The following is a 22,030-nucleotide window of genomic DNA, read 5'->3' on the forward strand; positions in this document are numbered from 1 at the left end:
GGAGGTGTCGGGATCTTGTTCGACGGACCAGAGCCGATCTACATCCAGATCGCCGAGCAGATTCGCGCCCAGATCCTGAGCGGCGACCTGCCCGAGGAGGCCCAGGTGATGTCCACCACCCAGTACGCGACCACGTTCCGCATCAACCCGGCGACCGCGGCGAAGGCGTTCGGGATCCTCGTCGACGAGGGCCTGATCGAGAAGCGGCGCGGGCTCGGCATGTTCGTCGCCCACGGCGCCCACGAGCGGCTCCTCGACGAGCACCGCGCGGCGTACCTCGACCGGGTCTTCCGCCCGGCGGTGGAGCAGGCCGATCTCCTCGGCATCCCCCGCCGCGAGCTCGTCGCCTATCTCGACGACACCACCCCGACCACCTCCCCCACCCCCGTGACGGAAGGCGACGCACGATGACCACCCCGTACGGAGCAGAGCTGACCGACGTCACCGTCCGGTACGGCAGGGGCGAGCCTGCACTCGACGGCGCGAGCTTCTCGCTCCGCCCCGGCACGATCACCGGGCTCCTCGGCCGCAACGGTGCCGGCAAGTCGACCGCGCTCGCCCTCCTCGCCTCGCTGCGGCGCCCGACCTCGGGGACCGTCCGCGTCGACGGTCGGGACCCGTTCGAGAACGCCGTCGTGATGGCCGGCGTCCAGCTCGTCCGCGAGTCCGGCGACGTGCTGCGCGACACCAGCGTCGAGGAGACGCTCGGCTACTACTCCGAGCTGCGACCGACGTGGGACACCGACTTCGCCACTGCACTGCTCGACCGGTTCGGGATCGACCCCGCCCACTGCCCCGACCGTCTCTCGCGTGGCAAGCAGTCCGCGCTCGGCTGCGTGATCGGCCTCGCGAGCCGCGCGCCGCTGACGATCTTCGACGAGACCTACCTCGGCATGGATGCACCGAGCCGCTACGCCTTCTACGACGCGCTGCTCGACGACTACACCGACCACCCCCGCACGATCGTCGTCTCGAGCCACCTCATCGACGAGGTGGAGCGGCTCTTCGAGGACGTCGTGGTGATCCACGAGGGCAAGACGCTGCTCGCCGAGACGGCCGACACCGTCCGGGACCGGGCGATCAGCCTGGTCGGGCCGACCAGTGCGGTCACCAAGCTCACCGACGGTCGGCGCACCCTGTCCACCCGCAGCCTCGGCGGCAGCACGCAGATCACCCTCGAAGGGTCCCTCGACCCCGCTGAGTTGGCTCTGGCTCGCGAGGCGGGTGTCGAGGTGGCCCGGGTGTCGCTCCAAGACCTCTTCATCCACCTGACCCAGGAGACAGTCCGATGACCGACACTCTCGATGCGGATGCCCGTACGCAGGAGCGGCGCGGCATGTGGACCAGCGCGTACGCGACGTTCGTCGGCACGTGGCAGATCGGCGCCTACTTCTGGATCGCCGTCGTCCTGATCTCGGTCGGCCTGACGGTCGTGATCGACACCTGGGCAGACGTCGAGGGCAGCATCGCCGACGGCGTCCTCGGCTCCGCGCCGTACTTCCTCGGCGTCATGGGCATCATCATCCCGCTGGCGATGCTGCCGATGCACCTCGCCGGCGGCGCCACCCGCCGGTCCTTCACCCGGGGTGTCGTCGTCGCGGGGTTCGCGCTGGGCGTCACGTACGCCTTCGCCGGAGCGGTCGGGATGCTCGTCGAGTCGCTGGTCTTCGGCGGCCTGGACTGGTCGACCGCGATCGCCGACCCCGGCCTGTACGACTCGTCGGGCGACTTCTTCGGCATCTGGCTCTCGTGGTCGCTGACCAGCATCGCGTACTTCCTCGGCGGCGTCGCCCTCGCGGTCGGCTACTACCGCTGGGGAGGGATCGGGGGGACCGTCGGCCTGATCCTCGTGGTCACCTTGGTCGTCGGGGCCGAGATCGCACTCGGTGGCGGCGTCTACTCCGCAGGCGTCGACGCGGTGCTGGGAGACAACATGTTCCCGGCCGTCGTCCTGGTACTGATCTCGCTCGCGGCGATCGCCGCTGTCGTCGCGATCCTGCACCGCCTCCTCCGCGACATCCCGCTCCGTCCGTCGGCCACCGTCACCCGCTGACGCCGCCGCAACGTCATACGTCCTGCGGGCTACGGCCCGCAGGACGTATGACGTCCGGGCTCAGCCGAGGACGTCGGCGAGGTCGTACGAGGCAACTTCCTCGAGCTGCTCGTACGTGCATGACTCGGGGTCGCGGTCCGGGCGCCACCGCTTGAAGCGGGCGGTGTGCCGGAACCGCGTGCCCTCCATGTGCTCGTACGCGACCTCGGCGACCAGCACCGGCTCGATCGGCACGAAGGAGAGGTCCTTGCCGGCGCTCCAGCGGCTCTGTGCCCCGGGCAGGCGATCGCCCTCCGCGTGGGCCTCGGCCTCTGCCCATCGGCCCCACGGGTGGTCGGCGAACGGCACCTTGAGCCGGTCGAGCTCCGCCGCCAGCTCCGCGCGCCGCGCCTCGGTGAACGCGGCGCACACGCCGACGTGCTGGAGGACGCCCTCGTCGTTGAACAGCCCCAGCAGCATCGACCCGAGGAGGGGTCGCTCAGGCGTCGACGTCTTGTGGAACCGGTAGCCCGCCACCACGACGTCGGCGGTGCGCTCATGCTTGATCTTGAGCATCGTGCGGGAGTTCTGCTCGTACGGGGAGCGCAACGGCTTGGCGACGACACCGTCGAGGCCGGCGCCTTCGAAGTGCCCGAACCACTCCTCGGCGACCACGGGGTCGAGCGTCGTACGGGTCGTGTGCACCGGCGCGCCCGCGTCCTGGAGCGCCTCGACGAGGCGGGCGCGCCGCAGCTCGAACGGCTCCCCCGTCAGGTCGTCGTCGCCGAGCGCCAGCAGGTCGAACGCGACGTACGAGGCCGGAGTCTGCTCGGCGAGCAGCCCGATCCGCGACGCGGCCGGGTGGATGCGCTCCTGGAGGACCTCGAACTCGAGCCGTCCATCGATCGCCACGATGATCTCGCCGTCGAGGACGCAGCGCTCGGGGAGGTGCTCGAGGAACGCGGTGACCAGCTCCGGGAAGTAGCGGGTGAGGTCACGCGTGTTGCGGCTCGTCATCTCGACGGTGTCGCCGTCGCGGAAGACGATGCAGCGGAACCCGTCCCACTTGGGCTCGTACGACAGACCGCCGTCGACCTTGGCGGGGTCCGGCACACCTTTGACCGACTTCGCCAGCATCGGGCGTACCGGAGGCATCACTGGGAGATCCACGATGACCACCCTAGAAGGAGTTCGCCCTCAGCAGTGGTGAAAAAGCCGCCGAGCTCAGGTCGTCTCACGCCGCACGACCTGCGAGGGCGGGTGGGTCCATGCACCGACGGGCATCCCCAGCGCGAGTCTGGCGGCGCGCCGGCCGTAGCCCTCGGCGTCGATGCGAACCGTGGTCAGGCCGGGCGTCCACAGGCTGCTGAACGGGCTCTCGTCGAAGCCGATCACGGCGAGATCTTGCGGCGACCGCAGCCCGAGGATGGCCGAGGCGGCGAGGACTCGGATTGCGGTCATGTCGTCGTACGCTGCCACTGCCGTGACCTCCGGATGCTGCTCGCGGAGTCGCGTCAGACCAGCCGCGGCCTCCTGGCGGTCGTCGGGGACGGAGAGCTCGACGGGCGCTGGCAGGCCCGCGGCCTGGAGTCGCGTGCGGATGTGGTGCAACCGGATCTCCAAGAGCCGTCCGGTGCCGTGCGCGGGGTAGGCGATGGCCAGGTGCCGATGGCCGAGGTCGACGAGGTGGTCCACCTGGACCGACGCATGTCGAGCGAGGCCATCCACCCACCCCTCACCTTCGAGATCGGCGTCGGCGAAGTCCATCACCGCGTAGTCGAGCACCGCTCGAGGTGCCAAAGCGGTGAGCAGATCCTCGTCGCGCGGTCCGTGGAGCACGACGAGGCGGTGGTCGAACTCACGCAGCTCGGACTCCAGGCCGCTGATCATGCTCGCCGTGCTGCCTCCGTGCAGGTCGCCGGCGATGAAGACGACCAGCCGTGACACCCCTTCACGCAGGGCTCGTGCGATGCGGTGCGGCGTGTAGCCGAGGGCGGCGGCTGCCGCGCGGACGCGTTCGCGCGTTTCGGGTCGCAACGACTGCGTGGGCGTCTCGTTCAGCACGAAGCTCACCGTGGCCGGCGACACGCCGGCAGCCTTCGCCACGTCGCGGATCGTGACAGCCACTCTCGACTCCTTGGACTAAAACGTTTTAGTACCTACGCTCAAGATATCCGCACACCCGTACGGAGATGCAGCTTCCCCACCGAGAAAGGGCCGTTGCCATGAAGGCGTGGCAGTACCCCGGCAATCATCAGCCGATCCAGATGAACGACGTTCCCGAGCCCACGCCCGGCCCGACCCAGGTCATCATCGACGTCAAGGCTGCGGGACTGTGCCACTCCGACCTCATGTACATGGAGACCGGCGACCGCGTCATGCCACACCTCCCCATGACGCAGGGACACGAGAATGCGGGGATCATCAGCGCGCTGGGCGTCGAGGTCGAGGGATTCGCGGTCGGGGACGTCGTGGGTGTGAACTCCTCCGGCGTCCAACCGCCGCTCGGCATGTTCACGCCCGGCGGGTTCGCCGACAAGCTCGCCGCTGACTTCCGGGACCTCGCTCGCGTTCCCGACGGGCTCTCGCTCTCCCTGGCGGCACTGGCCACCGACGCAGGCATGACCAGCTATCACGCGATCATCAAGGAGGGTGGCGCAACGGCCGGGATGAAGGTCGGGGTGATCGGCTTCGGCGGTCTCGGCCAGATCGGCGCACGGGCTGCGGTCCTCGCCGGTGCCGAGGTCCACGTCGCGGAGATGAAGGAGGACGTCTGGGCCATCGCCCGCGAGGCAGGTGTCACCAGCTGCGTCAAGGACGCCTCCGAGTGGGCCAGCGCGAGCCAAGGCTGGGGCAAGGGACCCGACTTCGACCTCATCGTCGACTACGCCGGCTTCGACACGACCCAGAAGGCCCTGAACGCCGTCAAGCGGGGCGGCACCGTCGTCCAGGTCGGACTCGGCCAGCCCACCTTCACCGTCGTCACACCGACGATCCTCGGCAAGCGGCTGATCGGCTCGCTGGGCGGCACGGTGGCGGACATCGAGGAGGTCTTCGACCTGATGAACAGGGGCGAGATCACCCCGGTCTACGAGGAGATCGCCTTCGACGAGATCGGCAAGGGTCTCGAGCGGCTCAAGGCCAACCAGGTCACTGGGCGCTTGGTCGCCCGCTTCGGCGACTGACGACGGCACGCCCACGCAAGGGCCTCCGGTCGATTCGACATCGGCCGGAGGCCCTTTGCCTCTCCCTGCGTCAGGCCCGCGGGCTGACCTCGAGCGGTTCCTCGACCTCGTCCTGTGGGCGGGCGCGGTCGGCGCGACCGGGCCACCAGGCGGCGTGCCCGAGGAGCGCGGTCAGCGATGGCGTGAAGAACATCGACATCACGAACGCCGCCACGAGGATGCCGAACGAGATCGCGAAGCCCATCGAGACCAGCAACGGGTTGCCACCGAGCATCAGGGCCGCGAACGAGCCGGCGAGGATCAGGCCGGCCGCAGCGATTGTCGGGCCCGCATGGCGTACGGCCCAGGCGGCGGCCGCGTGCGGGTCCTTGCCGTGCCGTGCCTCCTCGCGGAGCCGCGCGATCATCAAGATGTTGTAGTCGGTGCCCAGTGCCGTGACGAACAGATAGATGTAGATCGGCAGCATGAAGATGAGGCCGTCCTGGCCCTGCGCCACCTGGAACACCAGCACCGTCGCGCCGAGCGTCGCGGCGAATCCGAGACCCACCGACGCCATCAGGTAGAGCGGGGCGACGAGGCTGCGCAGGAGAAGCGCGAGGATGACCATGATCATCAGCGCCGCGACCGGGAACACGACGGAGTAGTCGCGGACCATCGCGTCCTGGAGGTCGACGAAGATCGACGTCGTCCCACCGACCAGGGCCTCGGAACCGTCCGGTGCCGCGTCGTGCGCCGCGGTGCGGATCGGCCCTTCGACGTGCTCCATGGCCACGTCGGACATCGGGTCGTCGTCGAGGGTCACGACGAAGATCGCGGCCGTGCCGTCGCTGTTGGGGATCGGCTCGGCGACCTGCGCGACACCCTCGGCCGCGTTCAGCGCCTCGCCGTACGACGCGAGGTCGGCCTGCTCCAGCGGCGCATCGTCCGTGCTCTGCAGGACGACGGTCTGCGGCGCGGTCGCGCCGGCCGGGTAGCCCTCGAGCATGCGCTCGCTCGCGACCATCGACTCGGCATCGTCCGGCAGGCTCATCTGCGAGAAGTCGAACGATGGCTTGAAGCCGAACGCGAAGACCGCGAGCGACGCCAGCAGCAGGCCGGAGGCGAGCGCGAAGCGGCCCGGGTGGCGACCGAGCGCGCCGCCCATCGCGCCGAAGCGGGCCGAGCGAGGCTCCTTCTTCCACGCCTTCGAGGGCCAGAACACCTTCGTGCCGAGCAGCGACACCACCGCAGGGACGAGCGTGAGCGCAGCGACGACCGTCACCGCGACCGCAATGGCGAGGGCGGGCCCGATCGCGCGGAAGATGCTGAGCGTGGAGAGCACCAGCGCGAGGAACGCCACGATGACGGCGCCGCCGGCCGAGGCGATGGCCTCACCCGCGCGCTCGATCGCGTGGATCATCGCCTCTTTCGGCCCCTCACCCTCTCGGAGCCGCTCGCGGTAGCGGAACATCACGAAGAGGATGTAGTCGGTGCCGATGCCGAACAGCACCACGATGAGGATGACGGTGATCGACGAGTCGGTCTGGAGGCCGAACAGCTCGTTGGCGTAGGCGATCAACCCCGTCGCGACCTGGGAGACGATCGTGATCACCACGATCGGGAGCAGAGCGATGATCGGACTCCGGAAGATCACCAGCAGCAGCACGACGATGAGGCCGATCGTCGCGACACCGACCGCGGCCTCGGCGCCGCTCGCCGCCTCGGTCGCATCGAGGTTCTGCGCGATCGACCCGGTGACACCGACGCGGAGGTCGGTGCCCTCTGCCGCGTCCGCGACCTGCTCCCGCAGCTCTTCGGCGCTGTCGTTGAGCGCGACGTCGAAGGGGTCGGTGCCCTCGGCCAGTCCGACGCTGATGGTCTGGACGAGGCCGTTCTCCGACGGCGGGTTGGCACGGACGTCGTCGAGGAGGTCGATGTCGGCGGTGCTCAGGTCCTGCGCCATCTCCTCGACCGCCGCGACGTCCTGCTCGCTCAGCGGTGCGCCGTCCGCGCGGTCGACGACCACGATCGCCGCCGGCTCGGTGTCGGCGAGCTCGGGGAACGCCTCCTGCTGGGCTTCGAGCGCCTTGATCGACTCGTAGTGGCTAGGGAGGAAGTCTGCCTCGTCCGAGGTCGACTCCAGCTTGGGCGCCGTCGCGACCACGACGACGGCAAGCAGGATCCACGCGAGGATGACCTGCCAGGGATGACGGACGATATAGCGGCCAAGGCTGCCGAACAAGGGAACCCCCCATGCATAGGGCCACCCCGCTGGTGGCCCCCGAAGACCCTATCCAAGCACCGGCTCTCTAGACTGTTCCAGTGGATTTCCTCGCCGTAGAGGTCGCCGGCCTCGTCATGCGTTACGGCGACGCGACGGCGGTCGACGGCCTCAGCCTCACCGTCGAGCCGGGCACCGTGACAGCCGTCCTCGGGCCCAATGGCGCGGGCAAGACGACCACGATCGAGACCTGTGAGGGCTACCGGAGCCCGCAGGAGGGCAAGGTCCGCGTCCTCGGGCTCGATCCCGTACGCGATGCCGCCCGTCTGCGCCCCCGTGTCGGGGTGATGCTGCAGAGCGGCGGCTCGTGGTCGGCTTCGTACCCGCACGAGATGCTCCGCTACGTCTCCCGCCTGTACGCGCACCCGCTCGACGTCGACGCGCTGATCGACCGGCTGGGGCTCGGCGGCGTCGGCCGTACCCCATACCGGCGGCTCTCCGGCGGCCAGCAGCAGCGCCTCGCGCTCGCGACCGCGCTGGTCGGGCGCCCCGAGCTCGTCTTCCTCGACGAGCCGACCGCCGGCCTCGATCCGCAGGCGCGACGTTCGACATGGGAGCTCGTGGACGAGCTGCGCGCGAGCGGAGTCACCGTCGTCCTGACCACCCACTTCATGGACGAGGCGGAGCGTCTGGCCGACTGGGTGCACGTGCTCGACCACGGCCGCCTCATCGCCTCCGGCACCCCGAAGAGCCTCACCAGCGAAGGCGCCGAGAACTCCCTGCGTCTGTCCGGCCCGACCGGCATCGACGTCTCCGGGCTCCTCGCGGTGCTCCCGGCGGGGTCGCAGGTCGTCGAGCAGACCCCCGGCGCCTACCTCGTCTCCGGCACGATCGACCCGCAGCTGCTCCAGACGGTCACCACGTGGTGCGCCGGGCAGGGCATCCTGCTCGACGGCATCGCCGTACGCCGCCGCACCCTCGAGGACGTCTTCCTCGACCTGACCGGACGGGAGCTGCGCTCGTGAGCCTCGACTTCGCGCCACGGCCCGGCGCCGCGCCGCTCGGCCGCATGGTGGCCGCGCAGACGCTGATGGAGACCCGGCTGCTGATGCGCAACGGCGAGCAGCTCCTCCTCGCGCTGGTGATCCCGCTGCTGCTGCTCGTGGCCGGCACGGAGGCCACCCGCATCGTCGACCTCGGCCCGGGTCGCCCGATCGACATCATCACGCCCGGCGTCCTCGCCCTCGCGATCTTGTCGTCGTCGTTCACGTCGCTGGCGATCGCGACCGGCTTCGAGCGCCGGTACGGGGTGATCAAACGGCTCGGGACGACGCCGCTCCCCCGGTGGGGCCTGCTCGTCGGCAAGATCGGATCGGTCCTGCTGGTCCAGGCGGTGCAGCTCGTCGTGCTCTGCCTGGTCGCGCTGTGGCTCGGCTGGCAGCCTCATGGCGGCGCGGTCTCGTACGTGTCGATGCTCGTCCTGTCGCTGTTGGGCACCGCAGCCTTCGCCGCGCTGGCCCTGCTGCTCGCGGGCGCCCTGCGTGCGGAGGCGACACTGGCGGTGGCAAACCTCGTGTACGTGCTGCTGCTGGTGGGTGGGGCCGTGCTCGTCCCGCTCGACCGCTACCCTGAGGCGGCTCAGGCGTTCTTGGAGCTGCTGCCGTCAGGGGCGCTGTCCGAGGGGCTGCGCACCGTGTTCGAGGGCGGCGCACTGCCGACCTCGAGCGTGGTGGTGCTTGTCGTGTGGGCCGCCGTCGCGTCGATCGCGACTGCGCGAACGTTCAAATGGGAGTAGTAGGCATGCTGAGCAGGTTCCGTACGGCGACGACTGGCTTCGTCCGTGGATGGGCGTGGGCGTCGCTCGTCGCCAACATCCTGATCATCGTCACCGGAGCGGCGGTGCGACTGACCGACTCGGGTCTGGGGTGTCCGACCTGGCCACGGTGCAGCGACGCGTCGTACGTCCCCCACGGCGAGCTCGGCATGCACGGGGTGATCGAGTTCGGCAACCGGCTCCTGACCTTCGTCCTGGTCGCGATCGCGGTCGCGACGTGGTTCGCGGTGCGCGCATGGCGCCCTCGCCGGCCGCGTGCGGTGGTCGTGGCGACCTTGATGGCTCTCGGCATTCCCGCACAGGCTGTGATCGGCGGCATCACCGTCCTCGTCGACCTCAACTCCTGGGCGGTCGCAGTCCATCTCGCGGTCTCGATCGGCCTCGTCAGTCTGTCCACGGTGCTCCTGCGCCAGACATACCACCCGGCGGCCTGGTATCCGCCGACGGTGCCTGCGCCCCTCCAGCTCCTCGGGTGGGTGACGTACGGCGCGATGTGGGCGACCGTGATGATCGGCACGGTCGTCACGGGTGCCGGCCCGCACGCCGGCGACCCGGACACACCACGCAACGGGTTCGACCCGGCAGCGGTGACCCAGCTCCACACGGACGCAGTGTTCCTGCTGCTCGGACTCTCGGTCGGGCTCCTGCTGGCCTACAAGGCCGTCGGTGCGAAGGTCGCCATCCGCGCCGCGATCGTGCTCCTCGTCGTCGAGCTCGGACAGGGCGTGATCGGGTTCTTCCAGTACTTCACGGATCTGCCCGTCGTCCTCGTCGGCCTCCACATGCTCGGCGCCGGGATGCTCGCCGCCGCCGCGACCTGGGCCGCCCTCGAGTCCCGCACCCCGGCCACCGCGCCTGCCCCCACGTACCCGGCCCCATCCCCGACCCCGTCCGACGCATCTTGAGGGACGCTCAGGCGGCTGCCTGCCAACCGGCGTCTCGCAAGAGCCGCCCGAGTGGTTGGCGACGAAATCGGGCTCACGCCAGATCGCGTACGAGCTGAACGTGAGGAGCCGCGGGCCCGCGATCACGATCTCGTTCGGGCGTCGGGTGGCGCTCTGCCGCGTCGGGCTCGGGACCCGTTGCAGAACCTGATCTGGCCGAAGTCGCGCTCCGGAAGCGACTGGATCCCTCCGGAGGCATCCACGATCGACTCCACGATGAGCGCACGGTGGCGACACGGACCGCGTCTGCTGGCAGCATCGCGCACGCTGCGCGGTGGCCTCGTCCGTGCGGGCTCGCGCGGCGGAGGGACGTCACGCTCGTCGAGCATGGTGCTCCAGTGCGGGACCACGCCCTCGATCGCGGGTCGGTCGGCGCCCTCCGGCAACACGACGAAGGTCGTCGGCGAGACGAAACCCGTCAGGCCCGCGCGTGCGAGCGCCGTGAGCCCACCGAGAACGGACCCCGGAGCGCACGCGAGTCCGTTGTGCGTCACGACGACGCCGCGTGCCATACGGAAGACGAGGAATTGCGCCCACGTCGTGGGCCGAATCCCTCAAGATCCGTCGGGCGTCAGCGGACCCGCAGCAGGCGCCCGGGGGGTCAGCGCAGGAAGGGATCCGCCGCCGCCGCGACGAAGAGCAGCGCGAGGTAGGCGTTGGACCAGTGGAACAGTCGCATCGGCTTGAGCACGCTCAGCTCGTTCGACCGGTGCGCCCGGGCCAGGAACAGGTGCGCCTCGACGAGGAACGCCACACCGAGCACCGCCGCGACCACCGGGTAGAACCAGCCGGTCGAGGCCACGGGCCACAGCAGCAGCGACACCGCGACCATCGCGTACGAGTAGGCGAGCATCTTGCGCCCGACCACCGTCGCCGGGGCGATCACCGGAAGCATCGGCACGTCGGCCTGCGCGTAGTCCTCGCGGTAGCGGGTCGCCAGCGCCCACGTGTGCGGCGGCGTCCAGAAGAACACGACGGCGTACATGATGAACGGCGGCCAGGCCAGCTCGTTGGTGATGGCCGTCCAGCCGATCAGGGCCGGGAAGCAGCCGGCGAGCCCGCCCCACACGACGTTCTGGGCGGTACGACGCTTGAGCAGCATCGTGTAGCCGACGACGTAGAAGACGTTCGCCGCCAGCGCGAGCCCGGACGACAGCCAGTTGACGAGGAACCCGAGCCACAGCGTCGAGACGACGGCGAGCACGAGGCCGAAGACGAGCGCGTTGCGTGTCGTGACCGCGTGCCGCGGGAGCGGACGGCGGCGCGTACGGCGCATCTGCTGGTCGATGTCGGCGTCGAAGACGCAGTTGAGGACGTTCGCCGATCCGGCGGAGAGCGCCCCGCCGACGAAGGTGGCGACCACGATCCAGAGGCCGGGGACCCCTTCGGCGGCGAGGAACATCATCGGCACGGTCGTCAGGAGCAGCAGCTCGATGATCCGCGGCTTCGTCAGGCCCACGTAGGCGCTGACGACGTCGGAGACACGGGGACGACCGCTCGACGGGTCCGAGGGGAGCTGGTGCCCAGCACTCAGCTCCGGGTCGATTGCGGTCACGCCGCGAGTCTAGTCAACCGTTTCCCCGATGCACCCCCGGGTGCATCGGGGAGCAACCCGACGTGACGGCCGCCACGCCCGCGCAAGCCCTCTGTCCACCGGCAGGGAGCCGATCCCCACGCCATCACCGGCGCGAGTAGGCTCGACACGAGACCTGAACGTGATCCGGCGTTCGAGCATGCGCCGCGCCGGCAACCCGCGCAACCGTACGAGGAGCATCCCGACGTGAGCACCCAGCTGGAGTGGACCGACCTCGATCGCAAGGCGGTCGACACCGTCCGCGTCCTGGCGATGGACGCCGTCCAGAAGGTCGGTAACGGCCACCCCGGCACCGCCATGAGCCTCGCCCCTGCGGCGTACCTCCTCTACAACAAGGTGATGAAGCACAACCCCGCCGACCCGCACTGGATCGCGCGCGACCGCTTCGTCCTGTCGTGCGGCCACTCGAGCCTCACCCAGTACATCCAGCTCTACCTCACCGGCTTCGGCCTGGAGCTCGCCGACATCGAGGCCCTGCGCACCTGGGGCAGCAAGACCCCCGGGCACCCCGAGTTCCGCCACACCGCCGGCGTCGAGGTGACCACCGGCCCGCTCGGCCAGGGCGTCGGCAACGCCGTCGGCATGGCGATGGCCGCACGCCGACGCCACGGCCTCCTCGAGCCCGACGTGCCGATCGGCGAGGGGCTGTTCGACCACCACGTGTATGCGATCGCCTCCGACGGCGACATGCAGGAGGGCGTGACGTCCGAGGCCAGCTCGATCGCCGGCACCCAGCAGCTCGGCAATCTCACGGTGATCTGGGACGACAACCACATCTCCATCGAGGACAACACATCCGTCGCGTTCAACGAGGACGTGCTGCGCCGCTACGAGGGCTACGGCTGGCACGTCCAGCTCGTCGACTGGACCCACGGCGGCGAGAACTACGAGGAGGACGTCCAGGGCCTGTACGACGCGCTCGAGGCCGCGAAGCAGGCCCAGGACAAGCCGAGCCTCATCGCGCTGCGGACGATCATCGCCTGGCCCGCGCCCGACAAGCAGAACACCGGCGCCTCCCACGGTTCCGCTCTCGGCGTCGACGAGGTCGCAGCGACAAAGAAGGTCCTCGGCTTCGACCCTGACAAGACCTTCGCCGTCGCGCCGGAGGTCATCGCGCACACCCGCGAGACCCGCACGCGCGGCGAGAAGCTGCAGGCCGAGTGGGACGAGCGGTACGACGCCTGGCGCGCCACGCACGCCGAAGGCGCCGCCCTGATCGATCGCCTCCAGGCCCGTGGCCTGCCCGACGGCTGGGACGACGGGCTCCCGACGTACGAGCCCGACGAGAAGGGCGTCGCGACCCGTGTCGCCTCGGGCGCGTTCCTCACCGCCGCCGCACCGAAGCTCCCCGAGCTGTGGGGCGGCTCGGCCGACCTCGCCGGCTCCAACAACACCACACCCAAGGGCGAGCCGTCGTTCCTGCCGCCCGAGCACGCGTCGAAGATGTTCTCCGGCGACTGGTACGGCCGGGTGCTCCACTTCGGCATCCGCGAGCACGGCATGGGCGCGATCCTCAACGGCATCGCGCTGCACTCCCCCACGCGCCCGTACGGCGGCACCTTCCTCGTTTTCTCCGACTACATGCGCCCGTCGGTCCGCCTGGCGGCGCTCATGCAGATCCCGGTCACCTACGTCTGGACGCACGACTCCATCGGGCTCGGCGAGGACGGCCCGACCCACCAGCCGGTCGAGCACCTCGCCGCGCTGCGCGCGATCCCGGGCCTGGACGTGATCCGCCCGGCCGACGCGAACGAGACGATCGCCGTCTGGAAGAAGGTCCTCGAGTCTACGACCCACCCGGCGGCGCTCGCCCTGAGCCGCCAGAACCTGCCGGTCTTCCCGCGTGGCACCGACGGCTACGCCCCGGCTGAGGACGCCGCCAAGGGCGGCTACGTCCTCCTCGACACCGACCGCGATCCCGACGTCGTGCTGATCGGCACCGGCTCCGAGGTCCAGCTGGCGGTCGCCGCCCGCGAGCAGCTCGCCGCCGAGGGCATCCAGGCGCGTGTCGTCTCGATGCCGTGCCGCGAGTGGTTCGACGGCCAGACCGAGGCCTACCGTGACTCGGTGGTCCCGCCGCACGTGCGGGCACGTGTCAGCGTCGAGGCCGGCATCGCCCAGGGCTGGCGCGACGTGGTCGGCGATGCCGGCCGCACCGTCAGCCTCGAGCACTACGGCGCCTCGGCGGCGTACCAGACGTTGTACGACCAGTTCGGCATCACCGCCGACGCGGTCGTGAGCGCGGCCAAGGAGAGCATCGCGGCTGCGGGGCACACTGGAGGTGTCGGCGTCTTCGCGAAGCCGGTGGACACCGTCCTCCCGCAGACCGACCACTGAGCGACGCCGCGCGACGGCGTCCACCCAAGACGGAGGAGACAGCGATGACCGACCGACTGCAGGCACTCAGCGAGGCGGGTGTGTCCATCTGGCTCGACGACCTCTCGCGTGAGCTCACCGAGACCGGCGCGCTCGCGTCCCTGGTGGTGGACGACCACGTCGTGGGCGTCACCAGCAACCCGACGATCTTCGCCTCGGCGATGAAGGAGGGCGAACGCTACGAGGGGCAGCTCGACGAGCTGCTCGCGTCCTCCGACCAGACGACGGTCGCCGACGCGATCTTCGAGGTGACCACCACCGACGTCCGTGAGGCGGCCCGCATCCTGCGCGGTGTCTGGGGCGAGACCCTCGGCACGGACGGACGGGTGTCCCTCGAGGTCGACCCCACGCTCGCGTACGACACGGACGAGACGATCGCCGCCGCCAAGAAGCTCTGGGACAAGGTCGGCGAGCCGAACGTCTTCATCAAGATTCCCGCGACCCGCGAGGGTCTGCCGGCGATCGCAGCGACCATTGCCGAGGGGATCAGCGTCAACGTCACTCTGCTGTTCTCGATCGAGCGCTACCGCGCGGTGATGGACGCCTACGCGTACGGTCTCGAGCAGGCCGCGGCCAACGGCGTCGACCTGTCGACGATCCAGTCGGTCGCGTCGGTGTTCGTCAGCCGCATCGACAGCGAGGTCGACAAGCGCCTCGACGCGATCGGCACATCCGAGGCCGTCGCGCTCATGGGCAAGGCCGGCATCGCCAACTCGCGCCTCGCCTATGCCGCGTACGAGGAGTTCTTCAGCTCCGAGCGCTGGGCGGCGCTCGAGGCCAAGGGCGCCAACCGCCAGCGTCCGCTGTGGGCGTCGACCGGCGTGAAGAACCCGGAGTACCCCGACACGATGTACGTGACGGAGCTCGTCGCGCCCGGCGTCGTCAACACGATGCCCAACGCGACTCTCGCTGCGTTCAAGGACCACGGCGAGGTCCACGGCGACACCCTCACGGGCACCGCCGACGAGGCGCAGGAGGTGCTCAGGTCACTTGCCGAGATCGGCGTCGACTACGACGATGTGATGGCGACCCTCGAGTCCGAGGGTGTCGAGAAGTTCGAGTCCTCGTGGGCGGATCTCGTCCGCACCATGCAGGACCAGCTCACGGCCGCGCGCACCCGCCGCGGCTGAGGCCACGCACAAGGGGGATCCGTGGAGGACGAGAGCGCGCCGGCAGGTTTCGAGTTGGGACTTGCCTATCCCGACGAGCACGAGCTCACAGAAGCGATCGAGCGGCTCGTCGCCGACCAGGTCGCCAGCCGCATCGCTGCGCACGACGCGACGCTGTGGGGCCCCGAAGCCGAGGAGGAGGCGGGCAAGCGACTCGGATGGGTCGACCTGCACGTCACCTCGGTCCCGCTCGTCAGCCAGGTCACCGCGCTGCGCGACGACCTGCGCGGGCGCGGTCTCGACCGCATCGTGCTGTGCGGCATGGGCGGGTCGTCGCTGGCGCCGGAGGTGATCTGCGCGACAGCGGGGGTCCCGCTGACGGTGCTCGACTCCTCTGACCCGGACATGGTCCGCGAGGCGATCGATGTCGATCTCGCTCGCACCGTCGTGGTGGTCTCGAGCAAGTCCGGCGGCACCGTCGAGACCGACAGCCAGCGCCGCGCGTACGAGCACGCCTTCGAGATCGCGGGCATCGACCCCGCCGAGCGCATCGTCGTCGTCACCGATCCGGGTTCGCCGTTGGACCAGGAGGCGACGGACAAGGGCTACCGCGTCTTTCACGCCGACCCGCAGGTGGGCGGCCGCTACTCGGCACTGACCGCGTTCGGGCTCGTCCCCAGCGGCCTCGCAGGCGCCGACATCGGTGCGTTGCTGGAGCAGGCCGACGAGATCGCCGAGGACGTCGCTGCCGACGACGAGACCAACCCGGCTCTGGTGCTGGCCGCGCTGCTCGGTGTCGCGAACGCGCACGGTGTCGACAAGCTCGTGCTCGCCGATGCGGGGTCACGCAACGTCGGGTTCGGCGACTGGGCCGAGCAGCTCGTCGCGGAGTCCACCGGCAAGCAGGGCAAGGGCGTGCTGCCCGTCGTCGTCGCGAGCCCCGGCGCACCGAACGCGACGCCGAACACCGCGGACGAGGTCGTTGGCGTGATCGGTCCGATGCGCGACGACGACCCCGAGGCCGCCTCCGGCTACGGCTTCGCGGTCGATGCGCCGCTCGGTGCGCTGTTCCTGCTCTGGGAGTACGCGACCGCGATCGTCGGTCGGATGATCGGCATCGACCCGTTCGACCAGCCCGACGTCGAGAGCGCCAAGCAGGCGGCTCGCGAGATGCTCGACGGCGGGTCGTCCGCGCCGGTCGCGGCCTTCACCGACGGCGGGGTCACGGTATACGACACCAGCGGCTGGCTGCCGGAGGACGTGACGACCGTCCGTGAGGCCGTCGCTGCCCTGCTCGACGAGCTGGACCCCGAGCGCGGCTACCTCGCCGTGCAGGCCTACCTCGACCGGTACGGCGACCCCAGCCTCGCCGCGGTGCGCGACGTGCTCGCCACGCGTACGGGCCGGCCGACGACGTTCGGATGGGGGCCCCGCTTCCTCCACTCCACCGGCCAGTACCACAAGGGTGGCCCCGCGACCGGTGTCTACCTCCAGGTCACGACCGAGCCTGACCAGGACCTGGCCGTCCCCGGCCGGCCGTTCACGTTCGGCGAGTTCCTGCGCGCGCAGGCTGTCGGAGACGCGACGGTGCTCAGCAAGCGTGGGCGCCCGGTGCTCCGTCTGCACCTCGACGGGTCCGAGGCCGCACGCACCACGCTGCGGGAGGCGCTCGGGTGAGCCGGGCTTCGCAGGGCGGGCCAGTCCCGTATGTCAACCCGCTGCGTCAGCCGGAGGACCGGCGACTCCCCCGCATCGCCGGGCCGAGCTGTCTGGTGATCTTCGGCGTCACCGGTGACCTGTCGCGCAAGAAGCTGATGCCTGCGGTGTACGACCTCGCGAACCGTGGTCTGCTTCCGCCCGGCTTCTCGCTCGTCGGCTTCGCCCGGCGCGAGTGGGAGGACCAGGACTTCGCCCACGTCGTCTACGAGTCGGTCAAGAGGTACGCCCGTACGGAGTTTCACGAGGAGGTCTGGAAGCAGCTCGCCGAGGGCTTCAGGTTCGTCCCTGGTGCGTTCGACGACGATGAGGCGTTCGAGCACCTCGCCAAGACGGTGACCGAGCTCGACCTCGAACGCGGCACGGGCGGCAACTACGCGTTCTATCTGTCGATCCCGCCCGGCTATTTCTCCACGGTGGTCGGCCAGATCAAGAAGCACGGGCTCGCCACGCCGCGTAGTGACTCGTGGCGCCGGGTCGTCATCGAGAAGCCGTTCGGCCACGACCTCGAGAGCGCGATTGAGCTCGACGACGTCGTGTCAGAGGTGTTCCCGCCGGAGTCGGTCTTTCGGATCGACCACTACCTCGGCAAGGAGACCGTCCAGAACATCCTCGCCTTCCGCTTCGCCAACGAGCTCTTCGAGCCGGTCTGGAACTCCCACTACGTCGACCACGTGCAGATCACGATGGCCGAGGACGTCGGCATCGGCGGTCGTGCGGGCTACTACGACGGCATCGGCGCCGCACGGGACGTCATCCAGAACCATCTCCTCCAGCTCATGGCGCTGGTCGCGATGGAGCCGCCGGTCTCCTTCAGCGCCAGGAGCCTGCGCCTGGAGAAGCAGAAGGTCCTCGCGCAGGCGCGGACACCGGAACGGATGGACCTGCACACCGCGCGCGGCCAGTACACCGCCGGCTGGGCCGGAGGCATCAAGGTCAAGGGCTACCTCGACGAGGAAGACATCCCGCCGACCTCAGCCACGGAGACGTACGCGGCGATCCGACTCGACATCGAGACACGGCGCTGGGCGGGTGTGCCGTTCTACCTGCGCACCGGCAAGCGGCTCGCTCGGCGCGTGACCGAGATCGCCGTCGTGTTCAAGCGGGCCCCGCACCAGCCGTTCGCGAAGTACGACACCACCGAGCTCACCCAGAACGCGATCGTCATGCGGATCCAGCCCGACGAGGGCGTCACCGTACGGTTCGGCTCCAAGGTGCCCGGCACCGCGATGGAGCTGCGCGACGTCAACATGGACTTCGCGTACGGCGGCACGTTCGTCGAGTCGAGTCCCGAGGCGTACGAGCGCCTGATCCTCGACGTGCTGCTCGGTGACCCGCCGCTGTTCCCCCAGCAGGAGGAGGTCGAGCTGTCGTGGAAGATCCTCGATCCGATCATCGACTACTGGGCCGAGCAGTCGAAGCGGGGCATCAGCATGCCGGAGCCATACGTCTCCGGAGGCTGGGGGCCGAAGTCCGCGGACGAGATGCTGGCGAGGGACGGACGGGCGTGGCGGCGGCCGTGAGCAGGTCACCGCGAGCACGTGAGACGAGTGCTGACGAGCGAGGAGTGCGATGAAGGTCGACCTGAACGACACCAGCTCCAGTGCGGTCGCTGCTGCCCTCGTCCGTGCGCGGATCGCCGCCGGCAGCCCGGCGATGGGCATGGTCCTCACCTTGATCGTGGTCACCGACGAGGCTCGCTACTACGACGCGATGCGCGCCTCCAGGGTCATCTCCCGCGAGCACCCGGCCCGAGTCCTCGGCGTGATCCTGCGTTCCAGGCGCGGGCCGTCGAGCCTCGACGCGCAGGTGCGGATCGGCAACGACAGCGCCGGCGAGTCGGTGATCTTGCGGATGAGCGGCGAGCTCACCCAGCACGCCGAGTCCGTCGTCCTCCCGCTGCTGCTCCCCGACTCCCCCGTGGTCGCGTGGTGGCCCGGCTCCGCCCCGAAGGTTCCCGCGCTGGACCCGCTCGGCTCGCTGGCCGCCCGCAGGATCACCGATGCCGCTGCCGCGCGGACGCGCCACGCCGCTCTTCTCCGGGTCGCGCGCTCGTACCACCCCGGCGACACCGACCTCGCCTGGACACGTCTCACGCCGTGGCGCGCCCTTCTCGCCGCCGCGCTCGACCAGGTCGAGCTGATCGTCAGCGGCGCGACCGTCGTCGCCGAGCGCGGCAACCCGAGCGCCGACCTGCTCGTCGCGTGGATCGAGGCGCGCCTGAAGGTGCCGGTTCACCACGCCGTCTCTCGCGGGCCCGGCCTCACCGAGGTCCGGCTGCACTCGACGATCGGGGATGTCGCGGTGATCCGCCACGACGGACGCAACGGTCGGTTCCTCGTCCCGGGCGAGGCTGAGCGCTCGGTCGCCCTCAAGCGCCGTACGACCGCCGAGCTCCTCGCTGAGGACCTCCGGCGGCTCGACGAGGACGACGTGTACGCCGAGACGGTCCAGCGTCTCCTGCGCCGCGAGGACCGCAGTTCGTCCGGCCGGTCCAAGACCTCGGGACGGACCAAGCCGACCCTCGACGGCGGGCCCGCGAAGGATGTGAAGAGGACCCCGAAGCGCGTCCCCGCCAAGAAGGCGGCGCCCAAGACCGCTGCGGCGGCGAAGAGCACCGCGGCCGCCAAGAAGCCAGCCGCGAAGCGCACAACCAAGAAGGCAGAGGCCTGACGTGGACGACGACCCTGAGGTCATAGTCGATCGCGACCCCGACCAGCTTGCACGCAGCGTCGCCGACCAGCTCGTCTCCACGCTTGCCGCCCTGCAGGCCCAGGGGCGCGTCCCCAGCGTCGTGCTCACCGGTGGCACGATCGCCGACAAGATCCACCGTACGGTCGCGGCGCGTGCCGAGGACGGACGAGTCGACTGGTCGCGAGTCGAGTTCTTTTGGGGAGACGAGCGCTTCGTGGCTCCAGGCAGCGACGATCGCAACGAGCGGCAGGTGCGGCGCGCGCTCCTCGACCATCTCGATGTCGACGAGTCGCGCGTCCACGCGATGCCCGCCGACGACGGAACTCTGACTCTCGACGAGGCGGCCGACTCCTACGCCGATGTCGTCCGGGGTCGGGTCTTCGACGTGGTCATGCTCGGCGTCGGCCCGGACGGCCACGTCGCCTCGCTGTTCCCGGGCAAGCCCACACTCACCGTCAACGACCGCGACACCATCGCCGAGCCCTCTTCACCGAAGCCTCCGCCGGCGCGGGTGAGCCTCACCTTCGCCGCCCTCAACCGGGGCCGCGAGGTGTGGTTCCTGGTGTCGGGCGCCGGCAAGGCCGACGCGGTCGCCCGAGCCCTCGCAGGCGATCCGGTCGAGACCACCCCCGCCGCCGGCGTACGGGGCACCGAGCAGACGATGTGGATGCTCGACGAAGGCGCAGCGTCAGCCGTTCCCGACGCGCTGCGCTGACCGCTCGGTTCTTCGCGGGAGTGAAAGCACTGACCCGCGGCCCCACCTCGGGACCGCGGGTGCAGGAGGCGCGTGTCAGTAGATGACGTCGCCGCGGGCTCGTCGCGCCCGCAAGGTCTCGAGCGCCTCAGAGAGGATCTGCTCGGCCTCGTCGTCGCTGCGACGCTCTTTCACATAAGCGAGGTGCGTCTTGTACGGCTCGATCTTGGGAGCCGTCGGCGGATTCTCGTGGTCCTGGCTCGCTGGGAGCCCGCAGCGCGGGCAGTCCCACGACTCGGGCACATCGGCCTCGAGCGCGAAGCTGAGCACGGTCGTGTGTGCGTTGGAGCAGAAGTAGGAGATGGCTCGCCGTGGAGCAGCATCACCCCGCTCGGCCTCGCCCATCGGGCCCGACCCGACCCGGCTTCCTCGAATGGCACCACCTGACACCTGTGGACTCCTCGCCCCTCGTCACAAGTCATCGCCACCGGCTGACGCCGGGTCGATAGTGAGTGTAAACGGCGCTGCACCTCGGGTCGAGGTGCAGCGCTAAAGAAAATGAACCGGCTAGCTGAACCGGTAGAGCAAGCCGAGCGCGACGACGCTGATCGCCCACACGACGGCCGTGCCGACCGTGATGCGATCGAGGTTGCGCTCTGCGACGGACGAGCCACCAAGGCTGCTCGATACACCGCCGCCGAACATGTCGGAGAGACCGCCACCACGGCCCTTGTGCATCAGCACGAGAACGATGAGCAGCACGCTCGACAAGACGAGCAGGATCGAGAAGGTGAGGATCACGACGGATCGTCCTTACGAGTCGTACGGGATCGGTCGTGGCTCATGCCACGCCCGACAGGTCGGGGAGAGCATAGAACCGGCAGATGGCGGCAAACTCGTCCGCCTGGAGGCTCGCGCCTCCCACCAGGGCACCGTCCACGTCGGACTGCGCCATGATCGCGGGAGCATTCGCTGCCTTGACCGATCCTCCGTACAGGATACGCACCCGGTCCGCAGCCTGGGAGGACCACGTCTTGGCAACCTGCTCGCGCAGCGCCAGACACACCTCCTGGGCGTCGTCGGGGGTCGCCACCTCGCCGGTGCCGATGGCCCAGACGGGCTCGTACGCGATGACCGACTCCGCCACCTGGTCGGGCGACAGACCCGCGAGTGAGCCCTCGAGCTGCTGGGTGCAGTAGTCGACCTGCGTGCCCTCCTTGCGGACCTCCAGGCCCTCACCGACGCACACGATCGGCGTCATGCCGGCCTGCAGCGTCTTGAGCGCCTTCGTCGCGACCAGCGTGTCGGTCTCACCGTGATACTCGCGGCGCTCGGAGTGGCCGACGACCACGTACGAGCAGCCGAGCTTGGCCAGCATCGCCGCCGAGATCTCGCCCGTGTAGGCGCCGGCGTCGTGGACCGAGACGTCCTGGGCGCCGTAGCGGATCTTCATCCGGTCGCCGTCCACGATCGTCTGGACGCTCCGCAGGTCGGTGAACGGCGGAACCACCGTCACCTCGGCCTTGTCGAAGTCGTGCTTCTTGTCCTGGAGAACCCAGGCAAGCTTCTGCACCAGGACAACGGCCTCCTGGTGGTTGAGGTTCATCTTCCAGTTGCCCGCGATCAGCGGGGTGCGCGTCTGCGCCATTGTT

Annotated in this window: 20 protein-coding genes; 13 read left to right on the forward strand and 7 right to left on the reverse strand. The window is 69.8% G+C overall.

All coding sequences use genetic code 11. From position 1 onward, the window contains the following. The first annotated feature begins 15 nt into the window (after window positions 1-15). From HCT63_RS07895 to HCT63_RS07905, 3 genes are read left to right on the forward strand one after another with little or no spacing between them, the layout of a single operon-like run. On the forward strand, window positions 16-411 hold the full coding sequence (locus HCT63_RS07895; protein ID WP_167002970.1) for a GntR family transcriptional regulator: 396 nt from the start codon (window positions 16-18) through the stop codon (window positions 409-411). Further along, the gene (locus HCT63_RS07900; RefSeq protein ID WP_167002972.1) at window positions 408-1,292 is read left to right on the forward strand and encodes an ABC transporter ATP-binding protein; all 885 of its coding nucleotides are present in this window, start codon (window positions 408-410) and stop codon (window positions 1,290-1,292) included. Before HCT63_RS07895 ends, HCT63_RS07900 begins: the two co-directional genes overlap by 4 nt. Further along, on the forward strand, window positions 1,289-2,053 hold the full coding sequence (locus HCT63_RS07905; protein WP_167002974.1) for a hypothetical protein: 765 nt from the start codon (window positions 1,289-1,291) through the stop codon (window positions 2,051-2,053). The genes HCT63_RS07900 and HCT63_RS07905 overlap by 4 nt, the downstream gene beginning before the upstream one ends. Window positions 2,054-2,113: 60 nt before the next feature. Here HCT63_RS07905 and HCT63_RS07910 read toward each other — a convergent pair whose 3' ends face one another. Further along, window positions 2,114-3,202 (reverse strand): ATP-dependent DNA ligase, encoded by a 1,089-nt coding sequence (locus tag HCT63_RS07910; protein WP_167002976.1) that lies wholly within the window; start codon window positions 3,200-3,202, stop codon window positions 2,114-2,116. Between the two features lie 54 nt (window positions 3,203-3,256). Next, window positions 3,257-4,159, reverse strand: coding sequence for a LacI family DNA-binding transcriptional regulator (locus HCT63_RS07915; RefSeq protein ID WP_208322338.1), 903 nt, complete (start codon window positions 4,157-4,159; stop codon window positions 3,257-3,259). A 98-nt stretch (window positions 4,160-4,257) separates the two neighbouring features. On the opposite strand from HCT63_RS07915, the gene HCT63_RS07920 reads away from it, so the two are divergent. Beyond that, window positions 4,258-5,217 carry a zinc-binding dehydrogenase gene (locus HCT63_RS07920; protein WP_167002978.1) on the forward strand — a complete coding sequence of 320 codons (960 nt, stop codon included), beginning with the start codon at window positions 4,258-4,260 and terminating at the stop codon, window positions 5,215-5,217. A gap of 70 nt (window positions 5,218-5,287) precedes the next feature. On the opposite strand, the gene HCT63_RS07925 is transcribed toward HCT63_RS07920, so the two are convergent. Further along, entirely contained in the window at window positions 5,288-7,438 is a 2,151-nt protein-coding gene (locus tag HCT63_RS07925) for an MMPL family transporter (protein ID WP_167002980.1), read from the reverse strand. Between the two features lie 80 nt (window positions 7,439-7,518). Between HCT63_RS07925 and HCT63_RS07930 the strand changes: the two genes are divergently transcribed. The 3 genes from HCT63_RS07930 to HCT63_RS07940 are packed head-to-tail and all read left to right on the forward strand — an operon-like array spanning window position 7,519 to window position 10,156. Further along, the gene (locus HCT63_RS07930) at window positions 7,519-8,442 is read left to right on the forward strand and encodes an ABC transporter ATP-binding protein (RefSeq protein WP_243842943.1); all 924 of its coding nucleotides are present in this window, start codon (window positions 7,519-7,521) and stop codon (window positions 8,440-8,442) included. Beyond that, window positions 8,439-9,212, forward strand: a complete 774-nt coding sequence (locus HCT63_RS07935; RefSeq protein WP_243842944.1) for an ABC transporter permease — start codon at window positions 8,439-8,441, stop codon at window positions 9,210-9,212. The genes HCT63_RS07930 and HCT63_RS07935 overlap by 4 nt, the downstream gene beginning before the upstream one ends. Window positions 9,213-9,217: 5 nt before the next feature. Next, window positions 9,218-10,156, forward strand: coding sequence for a COX15/CtaA family protein (locus tag HCT63_RS07940; RefSeq protein WP_243842945.1), 939 nt, complete (start codon window positions 9,218-9,220; stop codon window positions 10,154-10,156). A gap of 640 nt (window positions 10,157-10,796) precedes the next feature. On the opposite strand, the gene HCT63_RS07945 is transcribed toward HCT63_RS07940, so the two are convergent. Beyond that, window positions 10,797-11,729 (reverse strand): heme o synthase, encoded by a 933-nt coding sequence (locus HCT63_RS07945; protein WP_167004810.1) that lies wholly within the window; start codon window positions 11,727-11,729, stop codon window positions 10,797-10,799. Between the two features lie 246 nt (window positions 11,730-11,975). On the opposite strand from HCT63_RS07945, the gene tkt reads away from it, so the two are divergent. Genes tkt through pgl form a run of 6 tightly spaced genes read left to right on the forward strand, consistent with a single transcriptional unit; the run spans window position 11,976 to window position 20,399 of the window. Next, the gene (tkt, locus tag HCT63_RS07950; protein WP_167002984.1) at window positions 11,976-14,126 is read left to right on the forward strand and encodes a transketolase; all 2,151 of its coding nucleotides are present in this window, start codon (window positions 11,976-11,978) and stop codon (window positions 14,124-14,126) included. Window positions 14,127-14,170: 44 nt separating this feature from the next. Then, window positions 14,171-15,295, forward strand: a complete 1,125-nt coding sequence (gene tal / locus HCT63_RS07955) for a transaldolase (protein ID WP_167002986.1) — start codon at window positions 14,171-14,173, stop codon at window positions 15,293-15,295. A 21-nt stretch (window positions 15,296-15,316) separates the two neighbouring features. Next, on the forward strand, window positions 15,317-16,951 hold the full coding sequence (locus HCT63_RS07960) for a glucose-6-phosphate isomerase (protein ID WP_243842946.1): 1,635 nt from the start codon (window positions 15,317-15,319) through the stop codon (window positions 16,949-16,951). Next, window positions 16,948-18,513, forward strand: a complete 1,566-nt coding sequence (zwf, locus tag HCT63_RS07965) for a glucose-6-phosphate dehydrogenase (protein WP_167002988.1) — start codon at window positions 16,948-16,950, stop codon at window positions 18,511-18,513. Before HCT63_RS07960 ends, zwf begins: the two co-directional genes overlap by 4 nt. Before the next feature lie 49 nt (window positions 18,514-18,562). Then, a complete protein-coding gene (locus HCT63_RS07970; RefSeq protein WP_167002991.1) occupies window positions 18,563-19,663 on the forward strand; it encodes a glucose-6-phosphate dehydrogenase assembly protein OpcA in 1,101 nt (366 codons plus the stop codon). Window position 19,664: 1 nt separating this feature from the next. Further along, a complete protein-coding gene (gene pgl / locus HCT63_RS07975) occupies window positions 19,665-20,399 on the forward strand; it encodes a 6-phosphogluconolactonase (RefSeq protein ID WP_167002993.1) in 735 nt (244 codons plus the stop codon). 75 nt (window positions 20,400-20,474) lie between these two features. On the opposite strand, the gene HCT63_RS07980 is transcribed toward pgl, so the two are convergent. The 3 genes from HCT63_RS07980 to tpiA all read right to left on the reverse strand — a co-directional run bounded on the left by HCT63_RS07980 (window position 20,475) and on the right by tpiA (window position 22,026). Then, window positions 20,475-20,828, reverse strand: coding sequence for an RNA polymerase-binding protein RbpA (locus HCT63_RS07980; RefSeq protein WP_167002995.1), 354 nt, complete (start codon window positions 20,826-20,828; stop codon window positions 20,475-20,477). 117 nt (window positions 20,829-20,945) lie between these two features. Next, a complete protein-coding gene (gene secG, locus HCT63_RS07985) occupies window positions 20,946-21,179 on the reverse strand; it encodes a preprotein translocase subunit SecG (RefSeq protein WP_167002997.1) in 234 nt (77 codons plus the stop codon). A 40-nt stretch (window positions 21,180-21,219) separates the two neighbouring features. Beyond that, window positions 21,220-22,026 carry a triose-phosphate isomerase gene (tpiA, locus tag HCT63_RS07990; protein ID WP_167002999.1) on the reverse strand — a complete coding sequence of 269 codons (807 nt, stop codon included), beginning with the start codon at window positions 22,024-22,026 and terminating at the stop codon, window positions 21,220-21,222. Window positions 22,027-22,030 lie beyond the last annotated feature (4 nt).

This window comes from Mumia sp. ZJ430, assembly GCF_011751845.1.
Taxonomy (GTDB): Bacteria; Actinomycetota; Actinomycetes; order Propionibacteriales; family Nocardioidaceae; genus Mumia.